Source organism: Edaphobacillus lindanitolerans, assembly GCF_900156305.1.
In the GTDB taxonomy this organism is placed as follows: domain Bacteria; phylum Bacillota; class Bacilli; order Bacillales_A; family Planococcaceae; genus Bhargavaea; species Bhargavaea lindanitolerans.
In genome coordinates this window covers 1,047,421-1,069,781 of record NZ_FTPL01000001.1, presented here as the reverse complement: position 1 = coordinate 1,069,781, position 22,361 = coordinate 1,047,421, and the positions used below count along the sequence as shown (strand labels likewise).

The 22,361-nt window shown below is 46.2% G+C and carries 17 protein-coding genes; 15 read left to right on the top strand and 2 right to left on the bottom strand.

The genetic code is table 11. From position 1 onward, the window contains the following. The first annotated feature begins 11 nt into the window (after nucleotides 1-11). The 7 genes from B0B07_RS04955 to B0B07_RS04920 all read left to right on the top strand — a co-directional run bounded on the left by B0B07_RS04955 (nucleotide 12) and on the right by B0B07_RS04920 (nucleotide 7,168). Complete coding sequence (locus B0B07_RS04955) at nucleotides 12-635, top strand: sugar transferase (RefSeq protein WP_076757223.1); 624 nt, start codon at nucleotides 12-14, stop codon at nucleotides 633-635. Next, a complete protein-coding gene (locus B0B07_RS04950) occupies nucleotides 632-1,264 on the top strand; it encodes an acetyltransferase (RefSeq protein ID WP_076757222.1) in 633 nt (210 codons plus the stop codon). Before B0B07_RS04955 ends, B0B07_RS04950 begins: the two co-directional genes overlap by 4 nt. 1 nt (nucleotide 1,265) lies before the next feature. Further along, nucleotides 1,266-2,414 (top strand): DegT/DnrJ/EryC1/StrS family aminotransferase, encoded by a 1,149-nt coding sequence (locus B0B07_RS04945; protein ID WP_076757221.1) that lies wholly within the window; start codon nucleotides 1,266-1,268, stop codon nucleotides 2,412-2,414. A gap of 29 nt (nucleotides 2,415-2,443) precedes the next feature. After that, nucleotides 2,444-3,775, top strand: a complete 1,332-nt coding sequence (locus B0B07_RS04940; RefSeq protein WP_076757220.1) for a phenylacetate--CoA ligase family protein — start codon at nucleotides 2,444-2,446, stop codon at nucleotides 3,773-3,775. Nucleotides 3,776-3,863: 88 nt separating this feature from the next. Continuing rightward, nucleotides 3,864-5,357 (top strand): APC family permease, encoded by a 1,494-nt coding sequence (locus tag B0B07_RS04935; RefSeq protein WP_076757219.1) that lies wholly within the window; start codon nucleotides 3,864-3,866, stop codon nucleotides 5,355-5,357. Between the two features lie 475 nt (nucleotides 5,358-5,832). Next, on the top strand, nucleotides 5,833-6,228 hold the full coding sequence (locus tag B0B07_RS15570; protein WP_159438419.1) for a VanZ family protein: 396 nt from the start codon (nucleotides 5,833-5,835) through the stop codon (nucleotides 6,226-6,228). Between the two features lie 676 nt (nucleotides 6,229-6,904). After that, nucleotides 6,905-7,168 carry a hypothetical protein gene (locus B0B07_RS04920; RefSeq protein ID WP_144264291.1) on the top strand — a complete coding sequence of 88 codons (264 nt, stop codon included), beginning with the start codon at nucleotides 6,905-6,907 and terminating at the stop codon, nucleotides 7,166-7,168. 95 nt (nucleotides 7,169-7,263) lie between these two features. Here the strand turns inward: B0B07_RS04920 and B0B07_RS04915 are convergent, their stop codons facing one another. Both B0B07_RS04915 and B0B07_RS04910 read right to left on the bottom strand, forming a co-directional pair. Then, nucleotides 7,264-9,249: an N-acetylmuramoyl-L-alanine amidase gene (locus tag B0B07_RS04915; protein WP_076757216.1), complete on the bottom strand. Its 1,986-nt coding sequence runs from the start codon at nucleotides 9,247-9,249 to the stop codon at nucleotides 7,264-7,266. 1,382 nt (nucleotides 9,250-10,631) lie between these two features. Then, a complete protein-coding gene (locus tag B0B07_RS04910; protein ID WP_076757215.1) occupies nucleotides 10,632-11,405 on the bottom strand; it encodes a DUF2935 domain-containing protein in 774 nt (257 codons plus the stop codon). A 97-nt stretch (nucleotides 11,406-11,502) separates the two neighbouring features. On the opposite strand from B0B07_RS04910, the gene B0B07_RS04905 reads away from it, so the two are divergent. The 8 genes from B0B07_RS04905 (at nucleotide 11,503) to B0B07_RS04870 (ending at nucleotide 22,350) form a co-directional block, all read left to right on the top strand. Then, nucleotides 11,503-11,862 (top strand): hypothetical protein, encoded by a 360-nt coding sequence (locus B0B07_RS04905; RefSeq protein WP_076757214.1) that lies wholly within the window; start codon nucleotides 11,503-11,505, stop codon nucleotides 11,860-11,862. Nucleotides 11,863-12,122: 260 nt separating this feature from the next. Beyond that, entirely contained in the window at nucleotides 12,123-13,454 is a 1,332-nt protein-coding gene (locus B0B07_RS04900; protein WP_076757213.1) for a helix-turn-helix domain-containing protein, read from the top strand. Further along, complete coding sequence (dpaL, locus tag B0B07_RS04895) at nucleotides 13,420-14,640, top strand: diaminopropionate ammonia-lyase (protein WP_076757212.1); 1,221 nt, start codon at nucleotides 13,420-13,422, stop codon at nucleotides 14,638-14,640. Before B0B07_RS04900 ends, dpaL begins: the two co-directional genes overlap by 35 nt. Before the next feature lie 2 nt (nucleotides 14,641-14,642). Beyond that, nucleotides 14,643-15,863 carry a YgeY family selenium metabolism-linked hydrolase gene (locus B0B07_RS04890; protein WP_076757211.1) on the top strand — a complete coding sequence of 407 codons (1,221 nt, stop codon included), beginning with the start codon at nucleotides 14,643-14,645 and terminating at the stop codon, nucleotides 15,861-15,863. After that, a complete protein-coding gene (locus tag B0B07_RS04885) occupies nucleotides 15,856-17,481 on the top strand; it encodes an N-acyl-D-amino-acid deacylase family protein (RefSeq protein ID WP_076757210.1) in 1,626 nt (541 codons plus the stop codon). The genes B0B07_RS04890 and B0B07_RS04885 overlap by 8 nt, the downstream gene beginning before the upstream one ends. Before the next feature lie 26 nt (nucleotides 17,482-17,507). Continuing rightward, nucleotides 17,508-18,992: a sodium:solute symporter family protein gene (locus B0B07_RS04880; protein WP_076757209.1), complete on the top strand. Its 1,485-nt coding sequence runs from the start codon at nucleotides 17,508-17,510 to the stop codon at nucleotides 18,990-18,992. 216 nt (nucleotides 18,993-19,208) lie between these two features. Then, complete coding sequence (locus tag B0B07_RS04875) at nucleotides 19,209-20,819, top strand: helix-turn-helix domain-containing protein (RefSeq protein WP_076757208.1); 1,611 nt, start codon at nucleotides 19,209-19,211, stop codon at nucleotides 20,817-20,819. 79 nt (nucleotides 20,820-20,898) lie between these two features. After that, the gene (locus B0B07_RS04870; protein WP_076757207.1) at nucleotides 20,899-22,350 is read left to right on the top strand and encodes an aldehyde dehydrogenase family protein; all 1,452 of its coding nucleotides are present in this window, start codon (nucleotides 20,899-20,901) and stop codon (nucleotides 22,348-22,350) included. Nucleotides 22,351-22,361 lie beyond the last annotated feature (11 nt).

Below are 22,361 nucleotides of genomic sequence, written 5' to 3'. Positions count from 1 at the left end.
GGGTGTGCGATTTGAAACGCGTGTTTGATACGGTAATTAGTTTGGTCGCCCTCATCTTACTGTCACCGATCATTGGTATTACAGCTTTCCTTATTCTTATGAAAATTGGTTCACCAGTTATCTTTAAGCAACAACGACCTGGGCTTTTGAATAAGCCATTTAATGTCTATAAGTTTCGTACGATGACGGACAAGAGGGATGAGAGAGGGGAGTTGTTGCCGGACGCCTTCCGATTAACTTCTTTTGGAAAGCTAATCCGTAAGCTGAGCCTAGATGAGCTCCCGCAACTTTGGAATGTTCTTAAGGGAGATATGAGCTTTGTCGGTCCCCGTCCATTATTGATGGAGTATCTCCCGCTGTATAGTGACCGGCAGGCAAGACGTCATGAAGTCCGGCCAGGTATAACCGGGTGGGCTCAGGTTAAAGGGAGAAATGCGATCTCTTGGGAAGAGAAGTTTGAGTATGACGTATGGTATGTAGAGAACCAGTCCTTTTGGTTGGATATGCGTATTTTGTTCATGACCGTGCTGAAGGTGTTTAAAACAGAAGGCATCAATCAGGCTGGCCAGGCGACGATGACGAAATTCACTGGAACTCCTGCAACTTTGGAGAAGGAGAAGGAGCGTGTGCGATGATCAGGGTTGTCGTCATTGGGGACAGTGGCCATTCAAAGGTGGTAGAAGATCTCGTAAACGCGAATCCGGAAGTGTCTCTTTTAGCTAAACTGGATGATCGATATGATGAAGTGTTTGAAAGGCATGGAATCATTCGTGGGCCGCTTTCATATCTGAAAAGGATAATTGATCCTGATACCAAAGTAGTGTTCGGCATCGGGTCAAACAAAGTTCGTCAGAAATTGGTCGAGGAGTTCGGGATACCTCTAACATCGTATATTACATTGGTTCATCCTTCTGCAACCATCAGTCCAAGCGCTTCCGTAGGAAGGGGAACGGTCATCATGCCGGGGGCTGTGGTGAATGCGGATGCAGTTATCGGGGATCATGTCATCTTGAATACGGGGTGCGTGGTGGAACATGACTGCAAGGTTGGGGACTATGCTCACATTTCCCCGAGGGCGTGCTTGACTGGCGGAGTGGTGATAGGTGAAGGAGCGCAAGTCGGTGCTGGTGCTTCGGTTATACCACAAAAAGCGATCGGGAATTGGACTGCAGTAGGAGCAGGTGCAACAGTAATAACGGATATTCCTGAGCGTGTAACGGCGGTCGGGGTACCCGCAAGAGTGATCAGGAAAGAAGGAACCTAACATGGCAGATCGAATCCTACTTTCCGCTCCTCATATGAGCGGGAATGAGCAGAGGTACATAAATGAAGCATTTGAGACAAATTGGATTGCGCCGCTTGGTCCGAATGTGAACGCATTTGAAGAGGAACTTGCATCTTATGTCGGAATGAAAGGTGCTGCTGCTCTATCATCAGGGACGGCAGCCATCCATCTTGCCTTGGAGCTGATAGGGGTCGGGAAAGATGATCGAGTCTTTTGTTCAAGCCTGACATTCATTGCTAGCGCAAATCCGATTGTTTACCTGGGAGCCGAACCGGTGTTTATAGACTCGGAGCCGGACACATGGAATATGTCTCCAAATGCATTGAAGCGTGCATTTAAGGATGCTGAGCAGGAAGGGCGGCTTCCGAAGGCGGTCATTATTGTAAACCTATATGGGCAGAGCGCCAAGATGGATGAACTCCTTGAAATCTGTGAGCAGTACGATGTGACGGTGGTTGAGGATGCGGCAGAATCACTTGGTTCTGAGTATAAGGGGAAGAAAAGTGGGACATTCGGCAAGTATGGGGTGTACTCATTTAATGGGAACAAGATCATTACCACATCCGGTGGGGGAATGCTTGTTTCAGATGATCTGGAGGCATTGGAACGAGCGCGCTTTCTCGCTACTCAGGCAAGAGACCAGGCGAAGCACTACCAGCATAGTGTGACGGGCTACAACTACCGCTTGAGTAATATCCTGGCCGGAGTGGGCCGTGCACAGCTGGAAGTGTTGGATGACCGGGTAAAAGAGAAACGAGAAATTTTTAATCGATACGTAGAGGGGCTTGGGGATATCGAAGGTCTTGAATTTATGCCTGAGCTGGAAGGTACTTTTTCGAATCGCTGGCTTTCTGTGATTACCTTGGATCCTGAAAAGAATAGTGTGTCTCCCTATGAATTGATTGACGCACTGGAAGCTGAAAACATCGAAGCGCGTCCTGTGTGGAAGCCGCTGCATATGCAACCGGTGTTTGAGGGCAACAAATTCTTTGTTCATAGCGAAAATGACACAGTCAGTGAGCGGTTATTTATCACAGGTGTTTGTTTGCCGTCGGGTAGTGCGATGAAAGAAGATGAGCAAGCCCTTGTTATTTCTGTTATAAGAAAAAAACTAATGGGAGCAACATAAAAGTCCTATTGTAGAAGGTGACTCTAGTAATGAAAATATATGATTATGCACCTATTGCTCTACAAAATATTGCTGTCTCTCTTAAAGGTTTGCAACTCAATAAACAAAGATATAATGTAAATTACTATAATGAATTGGAACTCCTAAGAAAGAATAGTGAGCGAAAAGAGGAATTTCAGCTTAACAGACTTAGAGAATTCATTGCTTATGCTAAAAACAATAGCGAGTATTACAGTGAAGTGCTGCAAGAGATCAATCCGTCAACATTCTCGCTTCAAGAATTGAGTAGTATTCCAATACTTGAGAAAGAGACCTTGCGAACAGAAATTGAGCGGTTACGAACGACTGATCAGAATGTAATTGTTGGCAAGACTGGAGGAAGTACAGGGAAAAGTTTAACTTTCTATACTTCTGCATTTGACATGTCCAGAAAAATAGCTTTTCTTGATTATTTTAAGGAACAACACGGTGTAAAGAAGGGTATGAAAAGAGCAAGCATCGGTGGACGGGAAATAGTTCCTAATTCACAAAAGTCAAAAGTTTTTTGGCGGTTTAACAAGTCATTAAATCAGATGCTATTTTCAGCATACCATGCTGATGGAGAAAATCTTTATTACTATATAAAACAGTTAAACAAATTCCAACCACAGTCTATCGATGGATATACTGCTACTATTCATCGAATTGCAAAGTTTATTTTAGACAAAAATATTAAGTTGAGTTTTTCACCTTTGGCTATTTTTCCTACGGCGGAGACATTAACAGAAGAAATGAGAACTGATATGGAACAGGCCTTTGGCTGCCCGGTTCGAAACCAGTATGCTTCATCTGAAGGAGCTCCATTTATTACTGAAGATCAAGGTGGTGTTCTTATTCCAAACATTGAAACTGGAGTTTTTGAATACCGTCCCTTATATGATAACGTTTATGAACTAATAGTTACTGCATTTTATACTACTACTACGCCTCTAATTAGATATAGAATCGGAGATGCAGTTGAACTATACGATGATCCTAGTAAAGTAAAGGTAACGAAAATAAAGAAAATTATAGGGCGCTCCAATGACTTTCTTGTTTCAAAAGAGCGTGGAGTCGTAACTAATGTGAACCTGTCAACAGCTGTTAGAGAAGCAGATAGGAGGATTATAGAGTCTCAATTTATCCAAAATGAACTGGACAGAATCAAAGTTTACTTAGTTGTTAGTGAGAAAGATAAAATTCAGCAAATAGAATCAAGATTGTCAAGATCTTTGAGAATCCGGTTTGGGGAGTCAACTATATTTGATTATGAATATGTTGAGGCAATACCAAAGACAACTGGTGGTAAACGCCGTTTTGTCGTGAATAATTTAAATGATTGACATAGACTAGACCTCTCCAAGTTGGTGAGGTCTATGTTTATATAAGGGGTTAAAACTTGGAATAAACTAGCCAGTTGGGAGGAGAGCAATGGAGCAAAGAACTGAGTTAAAAAAGACGCTGAAGCCTCACTGGGTTTGGGCGATTGCCCTTGGATCATCAATCGGCTGGGGAGCATTTGTTCAGCCAACCAATTGGATTGCCCAATCTGGGCCGCTTGGCGTAATGATCGGTTTCATCATCGGCGCACTCTTGATGATGCTTATTGCGGTCAGCTATGGATTTCTGATACGAGAATACCCGGTGTCGGGCGGGGAGTTTGCGTATGCTTACATAAGTCTGGGCCGGACCCATGCATTTATCAGTGGCTGGTTTCTCACATTGGGTTACATCTGTATCGTCGCACTCAATGCGTCAGCGTTGGCACTGATGTTCAAGTTTGTTTTTCCGACAGTTATCGAGAATTTTATGTTGTACACGGTCGCTGGTTGGGATGTCTATATGACTGAAATCTTGGTGGCCACAATCGGACTTCTGATTTTTGCATACCTGAATATTAAAGGAAGCGGTTTGACGGGAAGTATGCAATTCGTCTTTTGTGTGGTCATGTTGCTGAGCGTGTTCTTGCTGACTGGAATGGTGGGAGCTGCACCGGGAACAGGATTGGCCAACGTACAGCCATTTTTCAATCCAGAAATGACGACATTCGCATCCATCATTTCAATTGTCGCAATCGCTCCTTGGGCATATGTAGGATTTGATAATGTTCCACAAGCAGCAGAGGAATTTAACTTTTCTTCCCAAAAAGCATTTGGGCTGATCATCTTCGCATTGATGGCTGCCGCCCTGTTGTACTGTTTTATGATTCTGGCGACAGCGATGACTGCCCCCTGGCAAGACCTGATAGGTCAGAACGGCGTATGGGGAACAGGCGACGCCATTCAGCGTGTGTTGGGGAACGGCGGGCTTGCTATCCTGGTGACTGCTCTCAGTATGGGGATCTTCACGGGGTTAAATGGTTTTATCATTTCTTCGAGCCGTTTGCTCTTCGCGATGTCCCGTGCAAAGATGTTGCCACGGGCTTTCTCGAGACTTCACCCGCGCACCCAGACACCGTACGTGGGGATCGCATTCACGGTCGGACTATCAATGGTTGCCCCATGGTTCGGCCGGGAAGTACTCATGTGGGTCGTGGACATGTCCTCTATTGGAGTATCCATTGCCTATTTTTACACGTGTTTCACAGCCTATAAGCTATATGGCTGGTCAGCAGACAGCGAGCGTACATCATCAGTGTTTGTTGTTTCACCGATTAAAAAGTCCATGGCGCTCCTTGGAGCAATAGCCAGTGCAATCTTTGTAGCATTATTACTGGTACCGGGCTCACCGGCAGTCCTGGGAAAAGAGTCTCTGATCGCCTTGCTGATCTGGACAGCATTGGGAGGGATTTTTTACTTGGTTAAGCGTCAGGAATATTTACTTATTCCAGAGAGAGAACTTAATTACCTGATTCTTGGGAAAGAGGCTGGGAAAGTAATGAGGCAAAACTGTTCGGAAGTGAATACTGAAGAATTTATGGGATGACGGGCAAAAAGAAAGACGGGCTGATGAGACCGTCTTTTTCTAGACTGATTAATGGCAAATGCACAAAGCTTCCCAATGAACCCGCTGTACTTAAACCTTAAAGCCTGACTCTGCTGCCACTCTCTGCCTTAATCACCGGATACACTCCGCAAACAATAACAATTTGAATAGAAGATCTAAGCGCCAACTGGACACTCCACATCGGCAGAGTGAGTGGAAGATTGTGATGGCTCCGTTCCAATATATAAGGGCATATCGAATTCTCCCCAAAAAGGTAAAAAGGGATTGCTTACATGTATTTTTGATCGGTGTAAGAGATTACCCATCATTGGGCGTGAGCTATCAAACCAGTTCGGAACACGCTGTCTAGAATGGCTCTTGCGCTGGGTATAATGATTGATAATCATGTCTGTTGCCCTCTGGAAAAGAAAGTTGGTCGGAATGCAATTAGCTTATAAATAACGATAGAAAGAACGTGTTACCTATTCCATTTATATATACTTTGCTGTGGACCGCTCTCATTGTCATCTCTACATGCACAAGCGATCCGCATGCCTTTTTATATGAACGTACAGTGAATTTTCATTTTGAATCTGCACCAAACGTTCATGACCTTCTCATCATGGATGATATTAAACTGAACAGTACCTTTTACTTGATTCAAAAGATCGGGCATTTTTTATCTTTTGGAATCCTGTATGGATTGCTTTTAGCATGGATTAAACGGCCTGGTAAGGCGTTTGTTCTAAGTGGACTCTTTGCGTTGTTCACAGAAGTTCTTCAGCTGTTCTTCCGTCGGAACGGCCGCCTTTTTGATGTCGGCATTGATTTGCTTGGGATCTTTTTGGCTATCAACTATGCATGTATCTAGATAGACGAAAAACTGTGGATGAACATTTGTATTGATATCATTCGGCTGAATTTTGTACGAGAGGTTGCTTCTATTGGTGGATCTCAATGAGAGTGTAGAGCTGCCCTGTATGGTTGCTTATCCTATACAAGGTTAAGTGATTAGGTCGCATTGGTTTGTCTAATAATCCGGATGGGAAGCTGACTCGTTTCCATCCGGATTTTTATTCTTGCTCTTCTTTCTTTCTATCCAAGAACCGATTCTCTCTGGAGGTACCAGATCTAGTTGGACCTGGGTATGAACTATCTGCTCGGCGTCAGTGCCCTCAGGCTGCCAAATGGCTGTTTGAGGGCACTGTTACTCGTTATCAATAAAGAAAGCTTCACCCGTTCCTCACCTGGTTTCACTAACATGTTGGACATTTTATAGAGGTAGTTGCGGATGTTAACCTCAAAAGACTCAAATTCAAGATTGTCAGTCATTAGGAATTCTGCTAAACTATATTTAGTTCTTATTTACTAAGTTGTTTTCTTAAAATCCCATGTTTGCTAATTGTTATTCATAAAAAAGGGTAAAAAGTATTGGGTTAATAGTAATGCTTTATTTGGCGGGAGGAATTGTAATGTTGCCGGCAATGAAGAGTGAGTGGGGGCAGGTTGCCCAGGTGTCTGTAAGAATAGGCCGAGAAGGGGACGGGATGAGCGTGACTCCACAGAAACCGTTTTGGAGCGCTGAGGGATGGTCGGAGAGGCTTGAGATTGTCGAGACCGGTTGGGCAACCGAGCGGGAGTTTATCGTGGTTCTGGAGGCAGAAAAAGAAGAATTCCTTCAGAGCGAGGGTGCCCAGGCATATGCCGGAGTCGTGGCAGGAAGAAGACGATGTAAAACGGCGGTCCGTTCCGGTTCCATTGAAGAAGGGGAAACACTTCCGTTTAAGCGAGCTTTTTTGTTTACCCGGTGAGCCATCGAACTGAATCCTTGCTGTGTTTCACTAAATAGAGAGAACACAAACGCCTCCTCCTGCAGAACGATTCTGCGGGAGGAGGCGTTTGTGGTTTATTTAAGAAGGCTGGCCATCTTGGCTTGTGAAGCCGGTCCGAAGTAGCCGTCCGCCTCAAGTTTATATTTCTTCTGGAACTCGATGGCCTTCTGGCGAGAAGACGGTCCGTAGCTGCCGTCGACGTCCATCTTGAATCCGACTTTGTTCATGTCCTGTTGCCATTGCTTGATGTGCGCTCCGGTCTGACCGAACGAGAGGACCTTTCCGTAGATGAGGCCGTTGGATGGAACCGTCGGCTTCGGATCGCTCGGTTTCGGGTTGGACGGAGCCGTTGCACCGCCGAGCAGGCTGGCCATCTTGGCCTGTGAGGAAGGACCGAAGTAGCCGTCTGCCTCAAGCTTGTACTTCTTCTGGAATTCGATGGCTTTCTGGCGAGAAGCCGGTCCGTAGCTGCCATCGACGTCCATTTTAAACCCGACTTTGTTCATGTCCTGCTGCCACTGTTTGACGTGTGAGCCGGTCTGTCCGAGCGAGAGGACCTTTCCGTAGATCAGGCCGTTGGACGGCGGCTTTGGATCAGACGGTTTCGGGTCGGATGGGGCAGGGTTGCTGGCTCCCTTGAGCAGGCTGGCCATCTTGGCCTGTGAGGAAGGGCCGAAGTAGCCGTCTGCCTCAAGCTTATACTTCTTCTGGAATTCGATGGCCTTCTGGCGTGAAGCTGGCCCGTAGCTGCCATCGACGTCCATTTTAAACCCGACTTTGTTCATGTCCTGCTGCCACTGTTTGACGTGTGAGCCGGTCTGTCCGAGCGAGAGGACCTTTCCGTAGATCAGGCCGTTGGACGGCGGCTTTGGATCAGACGGTTTCGGATCGGATGGGGCAGGGTTGCTGGCTCCCTTGAGCAGGCTGGCCATCTTGGCCTGTGAGGAAGGGCCGAAGTAGCCGTCTGCCTCAAGCTTATACTTCTTCTGGAATTCGATGGCCTTCTGGCGTGAAGCTGGCCCGTAGCTGCCATCGACGTCCATTTTAAACCCGACTTTGTTCATGTCCTGTTGCCACTGCTTGACGTGCGAACCGGTCTGTCCGAGCGAGAGAACCTTTCCGTAGAGGAGACCGCCGTTTGCAGGCGGTGTCGGTGGTGCAGAATCGATCCGCTTCAAGTAGTCTCCGCTGACATAGGCGGTATTGCCCTTGAAGGAGAACTGATACCAGCCGTTCGACGTAATACCGGTCACCTCGATGCGGTCACCTTTGTTAAGTTTTCCGAGCGAGCGGTACTGGGTGGTGTTGCCGCTGCGGACGTTGAGGCTGTCGGTGGTGGACTCAAACGTGCCGGACATCTTCTGGACCCGGATGTCCCCTGTCTGATCCACACCGCCCCCGATGGTCGGAGGCGTGGCGTTTTCTTTGAGCGACAGGTCCATCGCTTGTGCGACGCCGAGTGTGATGGCAGAAGCCATGTCATTCATGAACTGATTGTTCTTCAGGTGTGCCGCATCTCCGGGATGATCGACAAACAAGATCTCAAGAAGGATGGACGGCATGTCCGACTCGCGGAGCACGTGGAAATTCGCTTTTTTCTCGCCCCGGTTGTTTAGCCCGTATTGGCTGAGAACCCGTTGGACTTCCTTGTTGATCTCCCGCTGGACTTCGCGGTCTTTTTCAGTCGTGTTGGTGGTATGTATGTAATCCTCATATCCCGAACCCCCGGAGGAGTTATGGTGAATGGATACAAACAGATCGGCTCCCCATGCATTGGCCATATCGGTCCGGCCATTGAGAGAGATGAAGACGTCGGAATTCCGGGTCATCCGGGTTTCGACTATGTAGGATTTATTTAGCTTCTCATTGACCAGTCGGGACAATTTCAGGTTCAGGTCTTTCTCATACAGACCATATCCGAGGGCACCCGAATCGCTCCCGCCATGGCCCGGATCGACCATAATCTTGCTTGGAGAAGCAGCCAGCGGCACGAGTGGTGCAGAGAGTGAGAATGCAACAGTAAGTGCAATGATTTTTCGTGAAAGTTTTGTGTTTTTCATCTGATCCACCTTACATTTTTGATTTTGGGCTCATTGAGATTGTGGGCAGATACTGATTATTTAACAATAGTCTAGCAATCTTTTAATCATGATATCAATAGAAACCGGCTTCATTATAACATAGTTTTCAACACAGTTAATTAGGATGGAAGATTTATTTTTCATGAATTGGAGGAGAATAACAAAAGAGCGGTAGGAAAAAAGGTGGAATTTTGAAAAGGGTGTAGAGGTGGATGTTGGTATAAATGTTGCTTCTCTGGAGAAGGGGGGAATGAGCCGGTGATATTGGAAATGGTTGCGATTCAAAAGTGATTGGTAGTTATTCGAGGGGGATTGGTAGCGACTCGGAACCGTTTGGTAGGGACTCAAAAGTAAAAGGTAGGGATTCAAGAGGGAAAGGTAGGGACTCGACACAGTTTTGTAGGGACCGAAGGATAGGGGGGCAATACAGTTTGGTAGGATCCAAGAAAAAGGGGTAGGGACTCACCACTGTTTGGTAGGGACTCAAGCAACATTGGTAGGGGTTCAACGCAGTTTGGTAGGGACTCAGGCGTAAAAGGTAGGGATTCATCCTGTTTGGTGGGGACTCAGAGGTAAAAGGCAGTGGGTTCGCTCATACGGCAGCCAACTGTCGCCACGGATACCTTCAGTATCCGGACAAGAGCGGTGCAGACGATGTCAGGACTTACGATTGATTTCCGAGTATGGATGTGTGAAAAAAAGAGGGCTGATAACCGAATTCCCGCCAAATGAATAAGATGAGGGGAGGTTCAAGGAGGGGGATTGACGATGAGCAGCAGTTTTGGTCAATGGCCGGGGGCACAAGACGACGTACAGTGGCACGTAGGTCCTGACTTTTCCATTCCGTATTCATCCGGACACTCAGAGTATCGGGATAGGGGGCGGCACAGGCAAATGGGTCCTTTCTATGCCGTGCCGCCATTTCCGCAACAGGGCGGGCATGAGTGGCAACAGCCGTGGAGTGATAATCATCCACCCGTGTACGGTCAGGGTCATATGGGGCCGGTATACGCCGTACCTTCTTATCCATGGCAGCAATGGGACAGCTATGGAGCAGACGGCGGGCACGGGCATTCTTCTCAAGGATGGATGCCCTGGTGGATGTATGGATCGCACCCAGACTATCAATGGATGCATCCAAACTTCGGGTACTAAACGGACCGGACGACGAAACCCCACCTTTCATCCAAGGTGGGGTTTCTCTTCGTCATTATGGTTGGCGTTGGCTGCGGAACAGATGTCTGCTGCAGGGCATCGGGAACAATCCCGTGGTGATTCGTTTCGATCCTTGCCAAGTAGCATTTTGGCGAATAGAACTGTTGGATTTGGTGAATCCGCCGATTTCAAGTTGTTCACCCAGCTCACGTGATTCTCTCTTCTTCCAGGTTCCTCCACAAATGATGCGCTTCCCGGGCGATGTGCTCCAGCAGATCCGGCGGCGACGTCGTGACGGCGGCGCAAGTTTTGACGAGATCGTCCAGCTCCAGTTTAAACTCCTCGAGGCTTTTGGCTTCTTTGATGATCATGTTCTTAAATTGGGTCAGGACCGGCAGGGTTTCATTTCTCGGAGTCCGGATCATGGTTTGCAGGGCAGTCGCCTGCATCTGCAAACGCTCAAACTTCTGCATCATTTCCGTCACCCTGAAATTCAAATCGTAATTAGACACATCTAAGTAATGACGGATGTAGCCCAGGTGGTCGGCCATTTGCCTGATCCAAAAAACGCATTCATGGATGATCGCATCGGATGGGGAAATCTTGGCCCCGCTTTCAATCAGTTTATAAACCCTTTGGGATTCCTCGGATTCTCTGACCATATGGTCCAAGAGGGAAACCGGCGTGGAGATAATGACCTCACAATGCAGCGACTTATCCATCGTGTACGCAAGCAAACTATGGAATTCCTTTGTCGCATGACGGGCCTCGTCAATCAGCTTGCCCACATCGCCCTGCTTCTTGACCGCCTTCTCATAGACTTTCCCCAAACGCTGGATATTGTTCAGGTTCGCCCGGGCCAACTCCGTTTCATAATGGCTGATCTCCCGGTCAAAAAACCGGCCATGATCATAATCATTCTGCAGCCAAAAGGCGATAATCCCATAGGCATCCCGTTCATAACGATCCGTATACCCCATGTACCCGACCCCTTCCTTCCCGGTTATGGCACAGCCTTATGAATTGTATTCATGAGGGGACGGGGCTATGTGTAGCGGGAAAGGAGGAGGAATTGTCATGATTACGAGAATCGTGACTGTTAATGGCACATGGTCGAATAACACTGTAGCCCCGCATCTCAACAATGCCGGGCTGATTTCATTACACCGTCTGTCCCGAAGCATCGTCACCGGCTGTTCCCTGGAGCAGAGTATGGTACGTCCCCTTCTGTTCAGCTTTGGAAACACACCTGGCATGGGCGGAACAGTTGATGGAGACGATAACGCGGCCGCCGGCAGGGATGGGGACGACGATGGAGCACCGGCCTTCCTCAATCAGCTGATTAAATTTCGGTCCATAAGCATTCTCGGATTTTCAGCAGCATTTGTAAATTTGTTGAGTACCATTTCTTACTCGCCGTCATGTGGCATAGGTTAAAGCAGCCGATAATGTAACGAGCCGCAGGATAGTAGTTGTAAATGCGGTCGGAGGGAGTGTCAGTAGAATGCCTGAGAACGAATTTTAGTTAAAATATTTAATAAATTCTAAAGAGTTTGTTGACAAGCGTTTCTTGATTTGAGATAGTGATAGCAAGAACGTGGATGCGCTTTCTCTTCGAAAACACGAAGGAGAGAGCGCGTCTTGCATTTTATCATTAAAGGACATTAAAGGACCTTTCCTTAAAAGGAGGTGTTAATTTGAACGTCAAAATCGGTTTTATTGGGAACGATATTTTGATGCCGACTTTGAATAAGGTAGCTAAGTCCTTGAATGGAGTAGAACTCAGTTTTTACTTTTACCATGATGAGCAAGAAGCAATCAATAAAGTGATAGAGGCTGAGAAAAAGGAAGATGTTCTGTTGTTTGGCGGTCCTGTCCCTTATTTTAGAGTGAAAAATACCTACCAGAGTCCTCTTCCTATGATTTATCTCTCTTATGATGGTTCTGCTTTTTATAAAGGTCTAATGCAGGTTGCTTTTATGGATGGATGTGATTTAGAAAGCGTCAGCATTGATGGTATTTATGAAGAAGCCGTAAGGGACATTTATAAAGAGCTTGGTTTATCAGCAGAGGCGATTCATTGTTATAGCATTCCAAACGAAGAGCAAAAGAAACTTAGAGCGTTTCATGAAGATCTTTACAAGAAAGGAAACTCCACTTGTGCAGTCACATCGGTGAAATCCGTCCATGAGTATTTGCGAAAAAAAGGAATCCCGTCAGTCCTTATTCTGGCTACGGAGTCCTCGATCAAGGTAGGTATCCAGCATGCTGTGCTTGAGAGCCGGTCAGCCTATTTCAAGAAGTCGCAAATTGCTGTAGGCTATATTCGTTTTTTTGACGAGGCAGATCTAACGGGTTATAAGAAGCAACAACTGCATTTGGAAAGACATCAAAAATTGTTGGAGTACGCTAAGAAATTGAGTGCCGATTTATTTTCGCTTAGTGAAGGCGAGTTTGTCTTTTATACCACCAGGGGGATGATTGAGCGAAGAAATAACGACTTTATTGAACGTTTGTTTAGTGAAATGCATGCCAGCAATGAAAATAGGGTGATCAATGTTGGGCTAGGATTTGGCACTTCTGCTCAGGTGGCTGGAGACCGAGCTAGGAAGTCGCTCGCCTTTTCTGCGAAAAAGAGGGGGAATCAATGTTTCTTGATACAAGATGAAGAGACGGTGCTCAACCTTCTTAGCAAACAACAAATCGAATATCGGACAAGTGACCGATATATTTATGGGCTTGCAACGAAGTATGGAGTATCCGCGATGGTGATTCGTCGTATCCTTGAGGCCATGCAGATACTCGGAAAGAACCGAATCACCGCAGAAGAATTATCAAAGGAACTTAACCAGACGGTCAGGAATAGCCGAAGGACCTTAAATGAATTTGTTGAAAAGGGTCTTGCTGTCCAGGCGGGTGAAGAACATTTAGGAGGCAAAGGAAGGCCTAAAATTGTATACCAACTGCTGTTGGACGATGAGGGGGATGGAAGCAATGAAAAATGTAAAGTTAGCCAACAATACAATTAAGAGCACAGAGCACCACTCAAATCTTCTGAGTTTTTTAAGCAAAGATGCCATCGAGCCCGTCATTCAATTCCATAAAAGCTATGAAGGTTATGACGAGACACCGCTCATAAGGCTCAAAGATTTGGCTGGGAGTATCGGAGTAAAAGACATTTATGTAAAAGACGAGTCAAAACGGTTTGGGTTAAATGCTTTTAAGGTGTTGGGAGGCCTCTATGCAATAGGCCGATACCTTGGTGAAAAAGCGGGCATCCCCATTGAAGAACTCACTTTAGAAAAGTTACTTTCGAAAGAATTAAAAGAGAAAGTAGGCGATGTGGTCTTTGCTTCGGCTACAGACGGCAATCACGGAAGGGGAGTTGCCTGGGCAGCAAAAAAGCTGGGGTTTCATGCAGTGATTTATATGCCAAGGGGCTCTTCCTTACTGAGACTAAAGCATATTACTGATACAGGTGCCGAGGGGACTATTACAGAGTGGAATTATGATGACACGGTACGTTATGTGGCAGAACAAGCAGAGAAGAATGACTGGGTCGTCGTACAGGATACTGCATGGGATGGATATGAAGAAATTCCTGAATGGATTATGCAAGGGTATTCCATGATCGGGGCGGAGCTTGAGGAACAACTAGGGGATGAAAGACCAACTCATCTTTTCTTGCAAGCTGGTGTTGGTTCGTTTGCAGCGGCAGTTTTAGGCTATATGGCACTGTTGTATGGTGAGGAATTGCCTAAAACCTATATTGTAGAGCCAGACGTCGCAGACTGCTATTACAAGTCATTTAAAACGGATAGCAGCAACTCAGTGACAGTTGGTGGAGCCATGCAAACTATTATGGCTGGTCTTGCTTGCGGAGAACCAAATGAAACAGCTTGGCGCATCATCTCGGAATATGCTCACGGTGGATTTTCGTGTGATGATGAGATTGCTGCATTGGGTATGCGAGTACTCGGGAACCCAATGGGCACAGATGATCGAATTATTTCAGGGGAATCGGGAGCAGCTCCGCTCGGACTCGTATATGAACTTATGACTGCAAAGGATTCTCGCGAAATCGCTGACGAGGTTGGGTTGGATGAAAAATCGGTGATACTTGTTATTAGTACAGAAGGAGACACAGATCCACAACATTATCGAAAAGTTGTTTGGAGCCATACAACTTTAAAAAGCGAAGTAGGTGTTGGTTGAAAATGACACATAACGGCTGGAAAGAGCAGCTCCTCAAGATGTGCCAGAATCTGATCCGGAAACAGAGTTACTCCGGGGAAGAAGGCGATGTTGCAGAAGCAGTTAAAGGAATGTTCCAGGAACTTGGATACGATGAAGTGCTAACAGATGAATATGGAAATGTAATCGGCAGAATCATAGGTGAGAAACCCGGACCAGTTGTTCTGTTTGACGGACATATCGATACGGTTCCGGTTAATGAAGATAGCTGGACAGTTCCTCCATTTGAAGGGATCGTAAAAGACGGAAAGTTATATGGCAGGGGAGCAACTGATATGAAAGGGGCCGTTGCTTGCGCAATCGCAGCAGGAGCAGCGTTTGCAGAAGTGAATGGCAGGGCATTTGCCGGAGAAATTGCAGTTTCCTGTAGCGTGCATGAAGAGTGTTTCGAAGGCGTAGCCACCAGAAAAGTCAGTGAAGCAATAAAGCCTGATGTCGTGATTATAGGAGAAGCCTCTGCTTTGACCATCAAACATGGGCAGAGGGGGCGTGCGGAAATCGTCGTTGAGACTTTTGGCGAACCTGCCCATTCTTCGAATCCTCAGGAAGGCATTAATGCCGTCAATAAGATGATGAAGTTAGTTGAAAAGATCAATACACTCAAGTGTCCTGCACATCCTATTCTTGGCGAAGGAATATTAGAGCTTACTGATATTAAATCAAGTCCGTATCCGGGGGCTTCTGTTGTTCCCCATTATTGCAAAGTGACCTTTGACAGAAGAACACTCGTGAATGAAACGAAAGAGAGTATTTTAGCCCCAATACAGTCTTTAATCGATGAGCTTTCAGGTTCTGATTCGACCTTTAAAGCAAAAGTCTCATTTGCATCGGGGGAAGCAAAATGTTACACCGGAAACTTGATACAAGCAGAACGTTATTTCCCGGCCTGGCTGTTGGACTCTGATGATCCTTTAATCCATGCTCTGCAGAATGAACTAAAATCAAAAGGATTCTTAGGGGAACCTTCCTATTACGCATTTTGTACTAACGGCAGCCACTTCGCGGGAGAAGCGGGTATCAAGACAATTGGATTTGGACCGTCTTTAGAAACTTTGGCTCATAAGGATGACGAGTATATCGAACTGGCACAGCTATACGGAGCTTTTGAGGGTTACGTTACTATATTCGAAACTCTTTGCCTGCAACCAAATCCAAATCTGAAGGGTGGACACCTTTATGTATGATCTTTTGCTGAAAAACGCCAAAATCATAGATGGCACTGGCTCACCGTGGTATTACGGAGATATTGCAATCAAAAATGGACGGATAGAGAGAATTGGAAAGCTCGATGTTACGGCAAAACAGATTATCGATGTTATGAAGAAGGTAGTCAGTCCAGGTTTCATTGATATGCACACCCACTCTGACTTGGTAATTCTAGATCGTCCGTTGATCGAAGAGAAAATTCGTCAAGGTATCACGACTGATCTCCTAGGTCAGGATGGCATTGCTGCAGCCCCGTTACCTGTTGAATATCTAACAGACTGGCAAAATAACTTAGCCGGACTTGATGGCACACCGCCAATTGAATGGAACTTCACAACAATAGATGAGTATTTAGAACAGATCGAATTAAAAGGGCCAAGCTATAACCTTGCTACACTTGCCCCACACGGAAATATTCGTATGGAAGTTATGGGGCTTGTCAATCGCCCTGCAACTGACGAAGAGATTCACCAAATGAAAGAAGTTCTACGCCGATGCTTGGAAGAAGGAGCGGTTGGTCTTTCAACAGGCCTAATTTATCCTCCTTGCTGTTTTGCTGAAATGAAAGAGTTGGAGGCACTCTGCCAAGTGATAGCAGAATATGGAGCTCCTCTAGTAATTCATCAGCGAAGTGAAGGTGATGAAATTCTGGAGTCAATGGATGAGTTAATCGAAATGATGAAACGCTGTGGCGCACATCTTCATTTTTCTCATTTGAAAAACTGTGGTAAGGAAAACTGGCATAAAACTCCAGACGTACTACAGAAAATCGATAAAGCGCGTGAAGAAGGACTGGAAGTAACGTTTGACCAATATCCTTATACGGCGGGGAGCACGATGCTTAGTGCCATACTTCCCCCTTGGGCCCATGATGGTGGAACAGAAGCGATGCTCGAACGGCTCAAAGATGCCGCTCTTAGAGAGCGGATAGTATCTGAAATGGCCACGGCAGTGAAAGGCTGGGACAGTATGTCGAAATGGGCAGGTTGGGACGGAATCGTTATTACATCTGTTGCTTCATCACTACGTCAGTCATATGTTGGGAAGACTATCAGGGAGATTACTATAAAAGAGGGACGGGACGACTATCCATATGTTGCTCTGGATCTAATTTTGAATGAGCGAAATGCTGTAGGCATGATTGACTTTGTGATGAATGAGGAATCTGTCAAACAAATTTTATCACACCCTTCCGGCACAGTTGGCAGTGATGGCCTACTTGGCGGGGAACCCCACCCAAGAGCCTATGGCTCCTTCCCGCGTATCATAGGTAAATATGTGAGAGAGGAACGCATCACCAGTTTGGAAGAAATGATCCGCCGGATGACCTCCCAACCGGCCCGCATTATCGGCCTGCAGGATAGAGGAATTATTCGGGAGGGGTTAGTAGCAGACTTGGTGATCTTTGATCCTGATACGATTTCTGATCGAGCAACTTACGAGAAACCAAGGCAATATAATCATGGGATTAGGTTTGTAATCGTAGGTGGCCGGGTTGTAATAGACGGGGAAAATGCAATTGCTCAAGGTTCAGGAGAGGTTATTCGACGAGTGTACAGTATAGAAAGGAATTCTATTCTGGAGCAAATCCGATAAGGACACCCAAAAGGGAGGGAAACTGAATGGGGACGAATATGGTGGTCATTTCCGTAGTGATAGTCTACCTTGCTGTCATGGTCCTGATTGGTTATTTGGCATCCAGAAAGATACAAGATAATGAAGACTTCTTAGTAGCTGGCAGAAAGATGGGGCCATGGTTACTTGCTGGAAGTCTTGCTGCAACAGAAGTAGGTGGCGGTTCTACAATGGGAGTCGTCGAAAAGGCTTATGGTGATTGGGGATTCTCCGCATTTTGGTATGTAAGTGCTATGGCCGTAGCATTTATCGTCCTTGCCTTCATCGCACCTATGCTCCGCAGAGCGATGGTCAAGACGGTTCCGGAGTATTTTACAAAGCGTTATGGTAAGAAAAATGGGCTGGTCACAGCGATTATCATGATGTTGCCCATGGTTGGTCTGACGGCAGTTCAGATTATTGCATCATCGACGATTTTATCAGTAATGACAGGTTGGGATTATGCACTTTCAGCATTCATTGTCACCGTAGTAGTAGCTGTTTACAGTGTAATGGGTGGTATGTACAGCGTGGTCTATACAGACGTTGTACAGTGGCTGTTCATCTTGGTTGGAATGGCACTGATCATACCGTTTGCTCTGAATGCAGGCGGAGGGTTTACGGCATTGACAGCCAATGTACCAGAAGCCAAATGGAGTATGACTGACGGTACTGGAATCTGGACAATTATTGCATTGGTGATTATGTATATTGCTTCATTTACTGTCGGACAGGAAGCGGTCCAACGCTACTATTCGGCAAAAGATGAGAAATCCGCACGAAACGCTTCAATTATTACCTCGATCGTATATGCCATCTTTGCTTTTATCCCTGCATTTATAGGGATTCTGATGTATGGCATGGTACAGAACGGTCTAATCGACGGAACCGTTATGGCAAATCAAGGAGCTAACTATGCATTGCCTCTAATGGCAGTAGAAGTCCTCCCCTCCTTTGTCGTAGGAATGCTATTTGCAGCGTTAATCTCCGCAACAATGTCTAGCGCTTCCAGTAACTTGCTTGCAGCAGGATCAATATTTACTAACGATATTTACAGTCAATACTTCAACAAAAATGCTGATGATAAACACCTTTTGAAAATGATTCGCTGGACAATGTTTGTTGTGTGTGGACTAAGCTTATTCATTGCAGTAGCTAACTTTACAGACATTATTACACTGCTAGTGTTTTCATTCACTCTACGTGCGGGAGGGGCATTTATCCCATACTTGGTGGGGCACTTTTGGAAACGCGCAACGGCAGCAGGAAGCATGACGTCTTTAATTTTTGGTAGCATTACAGTCGCTCTTGCGGAAAATGGCTTTTTGAGTTTTGGTGGTTTGGATCCTATTTATCCGGCGTTGGTTGTCAGTGCAATTAGTTTCATTGGCGTATCACTCCTGACAAAAAATAAACCCGCTGAAGACACTGAAAATATCAAAGATGAAAAAACAGACATCGTAAATATTCAACTATCTAAAACACTGAAGTAAATTGAAAGCGGTTTCCTTTGTGAAAAGGAAATAAGAGAAGCTATTTAATGGACGTTTCCCGTGTAGTTAGGTTGACTATTCGTTCAGGGAAGGCGTCCTTTTCCTTTTCATAAACATATCTGAATACCTCCATGGCTTCCTCTATCATTCCCTGTCCAATCATCTATAATGGATAGACAATTCTGCTTTTTTAGCATGTAGGAGGGAAGTAGGATCATGTTGCAATCCATGTCCGACAAAGTGACTAAACTACTGGAGCTGAATAAGATTCTCACACGTTCTCTTCAGTTGAAAGAGGTTTTAGAAAACTTAGTGCATGCTGCTAAAGAACTGGTGAACGTGGCGGATGTTTTTATTATTTACTTGTACAACGAGGATACCGACACCTTGTGTTTTGCTGAAGGAGCAGGGGTTAACAAGGAATACATGGAACGTCTGTCTTTCCGGTCGGGTGAGTCGATCGCCGGGAAAATCTTTCAGCAAAAAGCGGCCAAGTTATTCACTTCAGAAAGAGAAATTGACGATTATATGGAAAATATGACCGCGGACAATTATCGGTATTACTTTGAAGGTGTAGGGCGCCGAAAGATCAAAAGTGCATTTTGCATTCCGATTGTAAACAAAGAAACTTGTCTTGGCGTCGTGGCGGTCAACAACTTTAATCACAATGGCGTGTTCTCCACGGACGATATGCAGATCATTGAGATGCTGACAGATCAGAGTGCCATTGCAATCGATAACTCCAATGTGTACCAGGCATTAAAAGAAAAAAACCACCTATTGAAACAGTCGTTTGCTATTCACGACCGGTTTTACAAGACCTTGCTTGACGGTCGGGGTGTAGAAGAAGTGCTGTCCCTTTTAAAGGGCATGATTTCATCAGAGGTGAGGTTTCACGAGAATCAGTATGGGAGACAAGACGGCTTTTTGTTTCCGGTCGGGCGAGATACGGACCTGCTGGGACAATTGGAGCTAGAGAAGCCGTTCGGTGCATTTTCAGAAATTGAGCAGACCGCAATCGAGCAGGCAAGTCTCGTGATTGCTTTGGAGGTTATTAAGGAAAATGCCATCCATGCTAAGGAAATTCATTTCCGGGAAGAGGTTTTTAACCAGTTGCTTGACGGGGACCTGTACCAGGCGTTGCAATACATCCGATGGAATCCCCGGTGGAATGTTCAATGCCTGATCGTGGAAGGAAAAGAAGCGCCACTCTGGAATACCGATCGTCTGGTTGACAAAGAATCATTTGTAAAGTCCGTCGAGCATCTTGCCTTATCTATCTGCCCGGACAGCTTGATTTTTACGAAAGCATTTCAGTTAATCATCATTGTACCGGTGTTCAGTGACTCTGCCATCCGGGATATGATTGAAGGAAGCCGGTCATTATGGAGCAGACAAAAAAAGTTTTACTTTGGCATTGGACGTCAGACTTCAGTTAACGAGTTGTCAATTTCATACAAGGAGGCCATGCGATCGGTAAAGTATGGCAAACTCAATGACCAAGATATCGTGGAATACACGATGCTAGGGATTGAGCGTCTTCTTTATGAAGTCAATCCTGAAATTCTCGCGATGTTCGCAAATGATAAGCTGGGTAAGTTGAAGGAAATGAATCATGCCTATCTGGAGACGCTTCAATGTCTGATCGAGACGGACAAGAACCATAAGGAGACAGCGGAACGGCTACATATACATCCCAATACACTTTATTACCGACTGAAGAAAATTGAAGAGACGTTACAGGTCAACATGAACCATGGCCAGGAGTGGATGGACTTGGTCATTGCTTTCAGGCTCCTTGTGTCAGGCGGTGAAAAAGAGCAGTAAAATTCGTGGGTCTCCACATTCTTTTCTTGTCTTATTCAAACTATTATGCAAATAAGGCGAAAAGAGAGGAGACAGCACAATGACCGAAGTTTATTATAACTACATTAACGGCGAGTGGACGCCGTCCGTCACAGGGGAAACCTATGAAAGCATCAATCCTGCCAATAAAAGTGAAGTCCTCGGGTTTTTTCAGTCCTCAAATGAGGAGGATGTGGAAACTGCCATCGCTTCCGCGGAAAGCGCTTTCCCATTGTGGGCCCATACCGCAGTGCCGGAAAGAGGGGACGTTCTGTTCCGGCTGATCCGTCTTCTGGAGGAGCAACGGGAAGAGTTGGCCAGGATTATCACACTTGAAGTAGGAAAGTCACTCCGCGAGGCCAAGGGAGAAGTCAATAAGACGATCGAAGCCATGAAACAATTTAGCGGCGAAGCTACTCGGATGGCCGGCGAGACTGTGCCGTCACATGATCCCGACATCTTTGCCTATACGATTCGTGAGCCGCTTGGCGTAGTCGGGGTGATCGCGCCATATAACTTCCCGCTTGGAATTGGAATTTGGAAGATCGCGCCGGCCATTGTTGCGGGAAATACCGTGATCTTCAAGCCGGCGAGTAATACATCCCTCATCAGCGTGAAAATAATGGAACTGTTTGAGGAGGCAGGTGTACCGGCGGGAGTGATCAATATGGTTACAGGTCCGGGCGGCGTCATCGGCAATGCGATTGGCAATCACCCGAAGATCAAGGCAGTATCGTTTACCGGTTCTACAAGTGTCGGAATGGCGCTCGGCCGTGCCGTGGGCGGCCGAGGAGCGAAGATGCAAGCTGAGATGGGCGGTAAAAATCCATCCATCATCCTTGAGGACGCTGATTTGGATGAAGTGGTAGAAAACCTGGTCATCAGCAGTTTCCTGGACAACGGCCAACGCTGCACCGGGACCAGCAGAGTCATTGCGCTCCGAACAATCGCAGAAGAATTGACGGAGAATTTGGTGGCACGAGCAAAGAACCTGGTGATCGGCAATGGAGTTGAAGAAGGTGTCGACAATGGTCCGGTCATTGACGAGGGACAACTCAACACGTACCTCCGTTATGTCCGTTCTGCGCAGGAAGAAGGGGCGATGTTGGTATTCGGCGGCAGGCAAATTACCGAAAACGGACTGGATCGGGGATACTTTGTCGAGCCGACCATTTTCAGCGGAGTAACAAAAGACATGACGATCTTCAGGGAAGAGATCTTCGGTCCGGTCGTCGGCATTACAGTTGTGGACACCTTCGAGGAGGCTCTCGAACTGGCGAATGACAGTGACTTCGGATTGTCATCAACCATCTACACAAACAACCTGAAAAAAGCGATGTATTTCGTCAAACACATCGAATCCGGTGTGACACACGTGAATATTCCGTCCAACTACTTCGAGAATCAATACCCGTTTGGCGGCAAGAAGGAATCCAGCATCGGTCCGCGAGAACAAGGCTCGTCTACACTCGATTTCTGGACGGATTACAAGACGGTATACATCAAGGCTTGATTCAGGGAGGT

Excerpts from the sequence above, each read along its gene's own strand:
- B0B07_RS04950 (WP_076757222.1), top strand. The coding sequence starts at position 632 with ATGATCAGGGTTGTCGTCATTGGGGACAGTGGCCATTCAAAGGTGGTA.
- B0B07_RS04945 (WP_076757221.1), top strand. The coding sequence starts at position 1,266 with ATGGCAGATCGAATCCTACTTTCCGCTCCTCATATGAGCGGGAATGAG.
- B0B07_RS04940 (WP_076757220.1), top strand. The coding sequence starts at position 2,444 with ATGAAAATATATGATTATGCACCTATTGCTCTACAAAATATTGCTGTC.
- B0B07_RS04935 (WP_076757219.1), top strand. The coding sequence starts at position 3,864 with ATGGAGCAAAGAACTGAGTTAAAAAAGACGCTGAAGCCTCACTGGGTT.
- B0B07_RS04920 (WP_144264291.1), top strand. The coding sequence starts at position 6,905 with ATGAGCGTGACTCCACAGAAACCGTTTTGGAGCGCTGAGGGATGGTCG.
- B0B07_RS04915 (WP_076757216.1), bottom strand. The coding sequence starts at position 9,249 with ATGAAAAACACAAAACTTTCACGAAAAATCATTGCACTTACTGTTGCA.
- B0B07_RS04910 (WP_076757215.1), bottom strand. The coding sequence starts at position 11,405 with ATGGGGTATACGGATCGTTATGAACGGGATGCCTATGGGATTATCGCC.
- B0B07_RS04905 (WP_076757214.1), top strand. The coding sequence starts at position 11,503 with ATGATTACGAGAATCGTGACTGTTAATGGCACATGGTCGAATAACACT.
- dpaL (WP_076757212.1), top strand. The coding sequence starts at position 13,420 with ATGAAAAATGTAAAGTTAGCCAACAATACAATTAAGAGCACAGAGCAC.
- B0B07_RS04890 (WP_076757211.1), top strand. The coding sequence starts at position 14,643 with ATGACACATAACGGCTGGAAAGAGCAGCTCCTCAAGATGTGCCAGAAT.
- B0B07_RS04885 (WP_076757210.1), top strand. The coding sequence starts at position 15,856 with ATGTATGATCTTTTGCTGAAAAACGCCAAAATCATAGATGGCACTGGC.
- B0B07_RS04880 (WP_076757209.1), top strand. The coding sequence starts at position 17,508 with ATGGGGACGAATATGGTGGTCATTTCCGTAGTGATAGTCTACCTTGCT.
- B0B07_RS04875 (WP_076757208.1), top strand. The coding sequence starts at position 19,209 with ATGTTGCAATCCATGTCCGACAAAGTGACTAAACTACTGGAGCTGAAT.
- B0B07_RS04870 (WP_076757207.1), top strand. The coding sequence starts at position 20,899 with ATGACCGAAGTTTATTATAACTACATTAACGGCGAGTGGACGCCGTCC.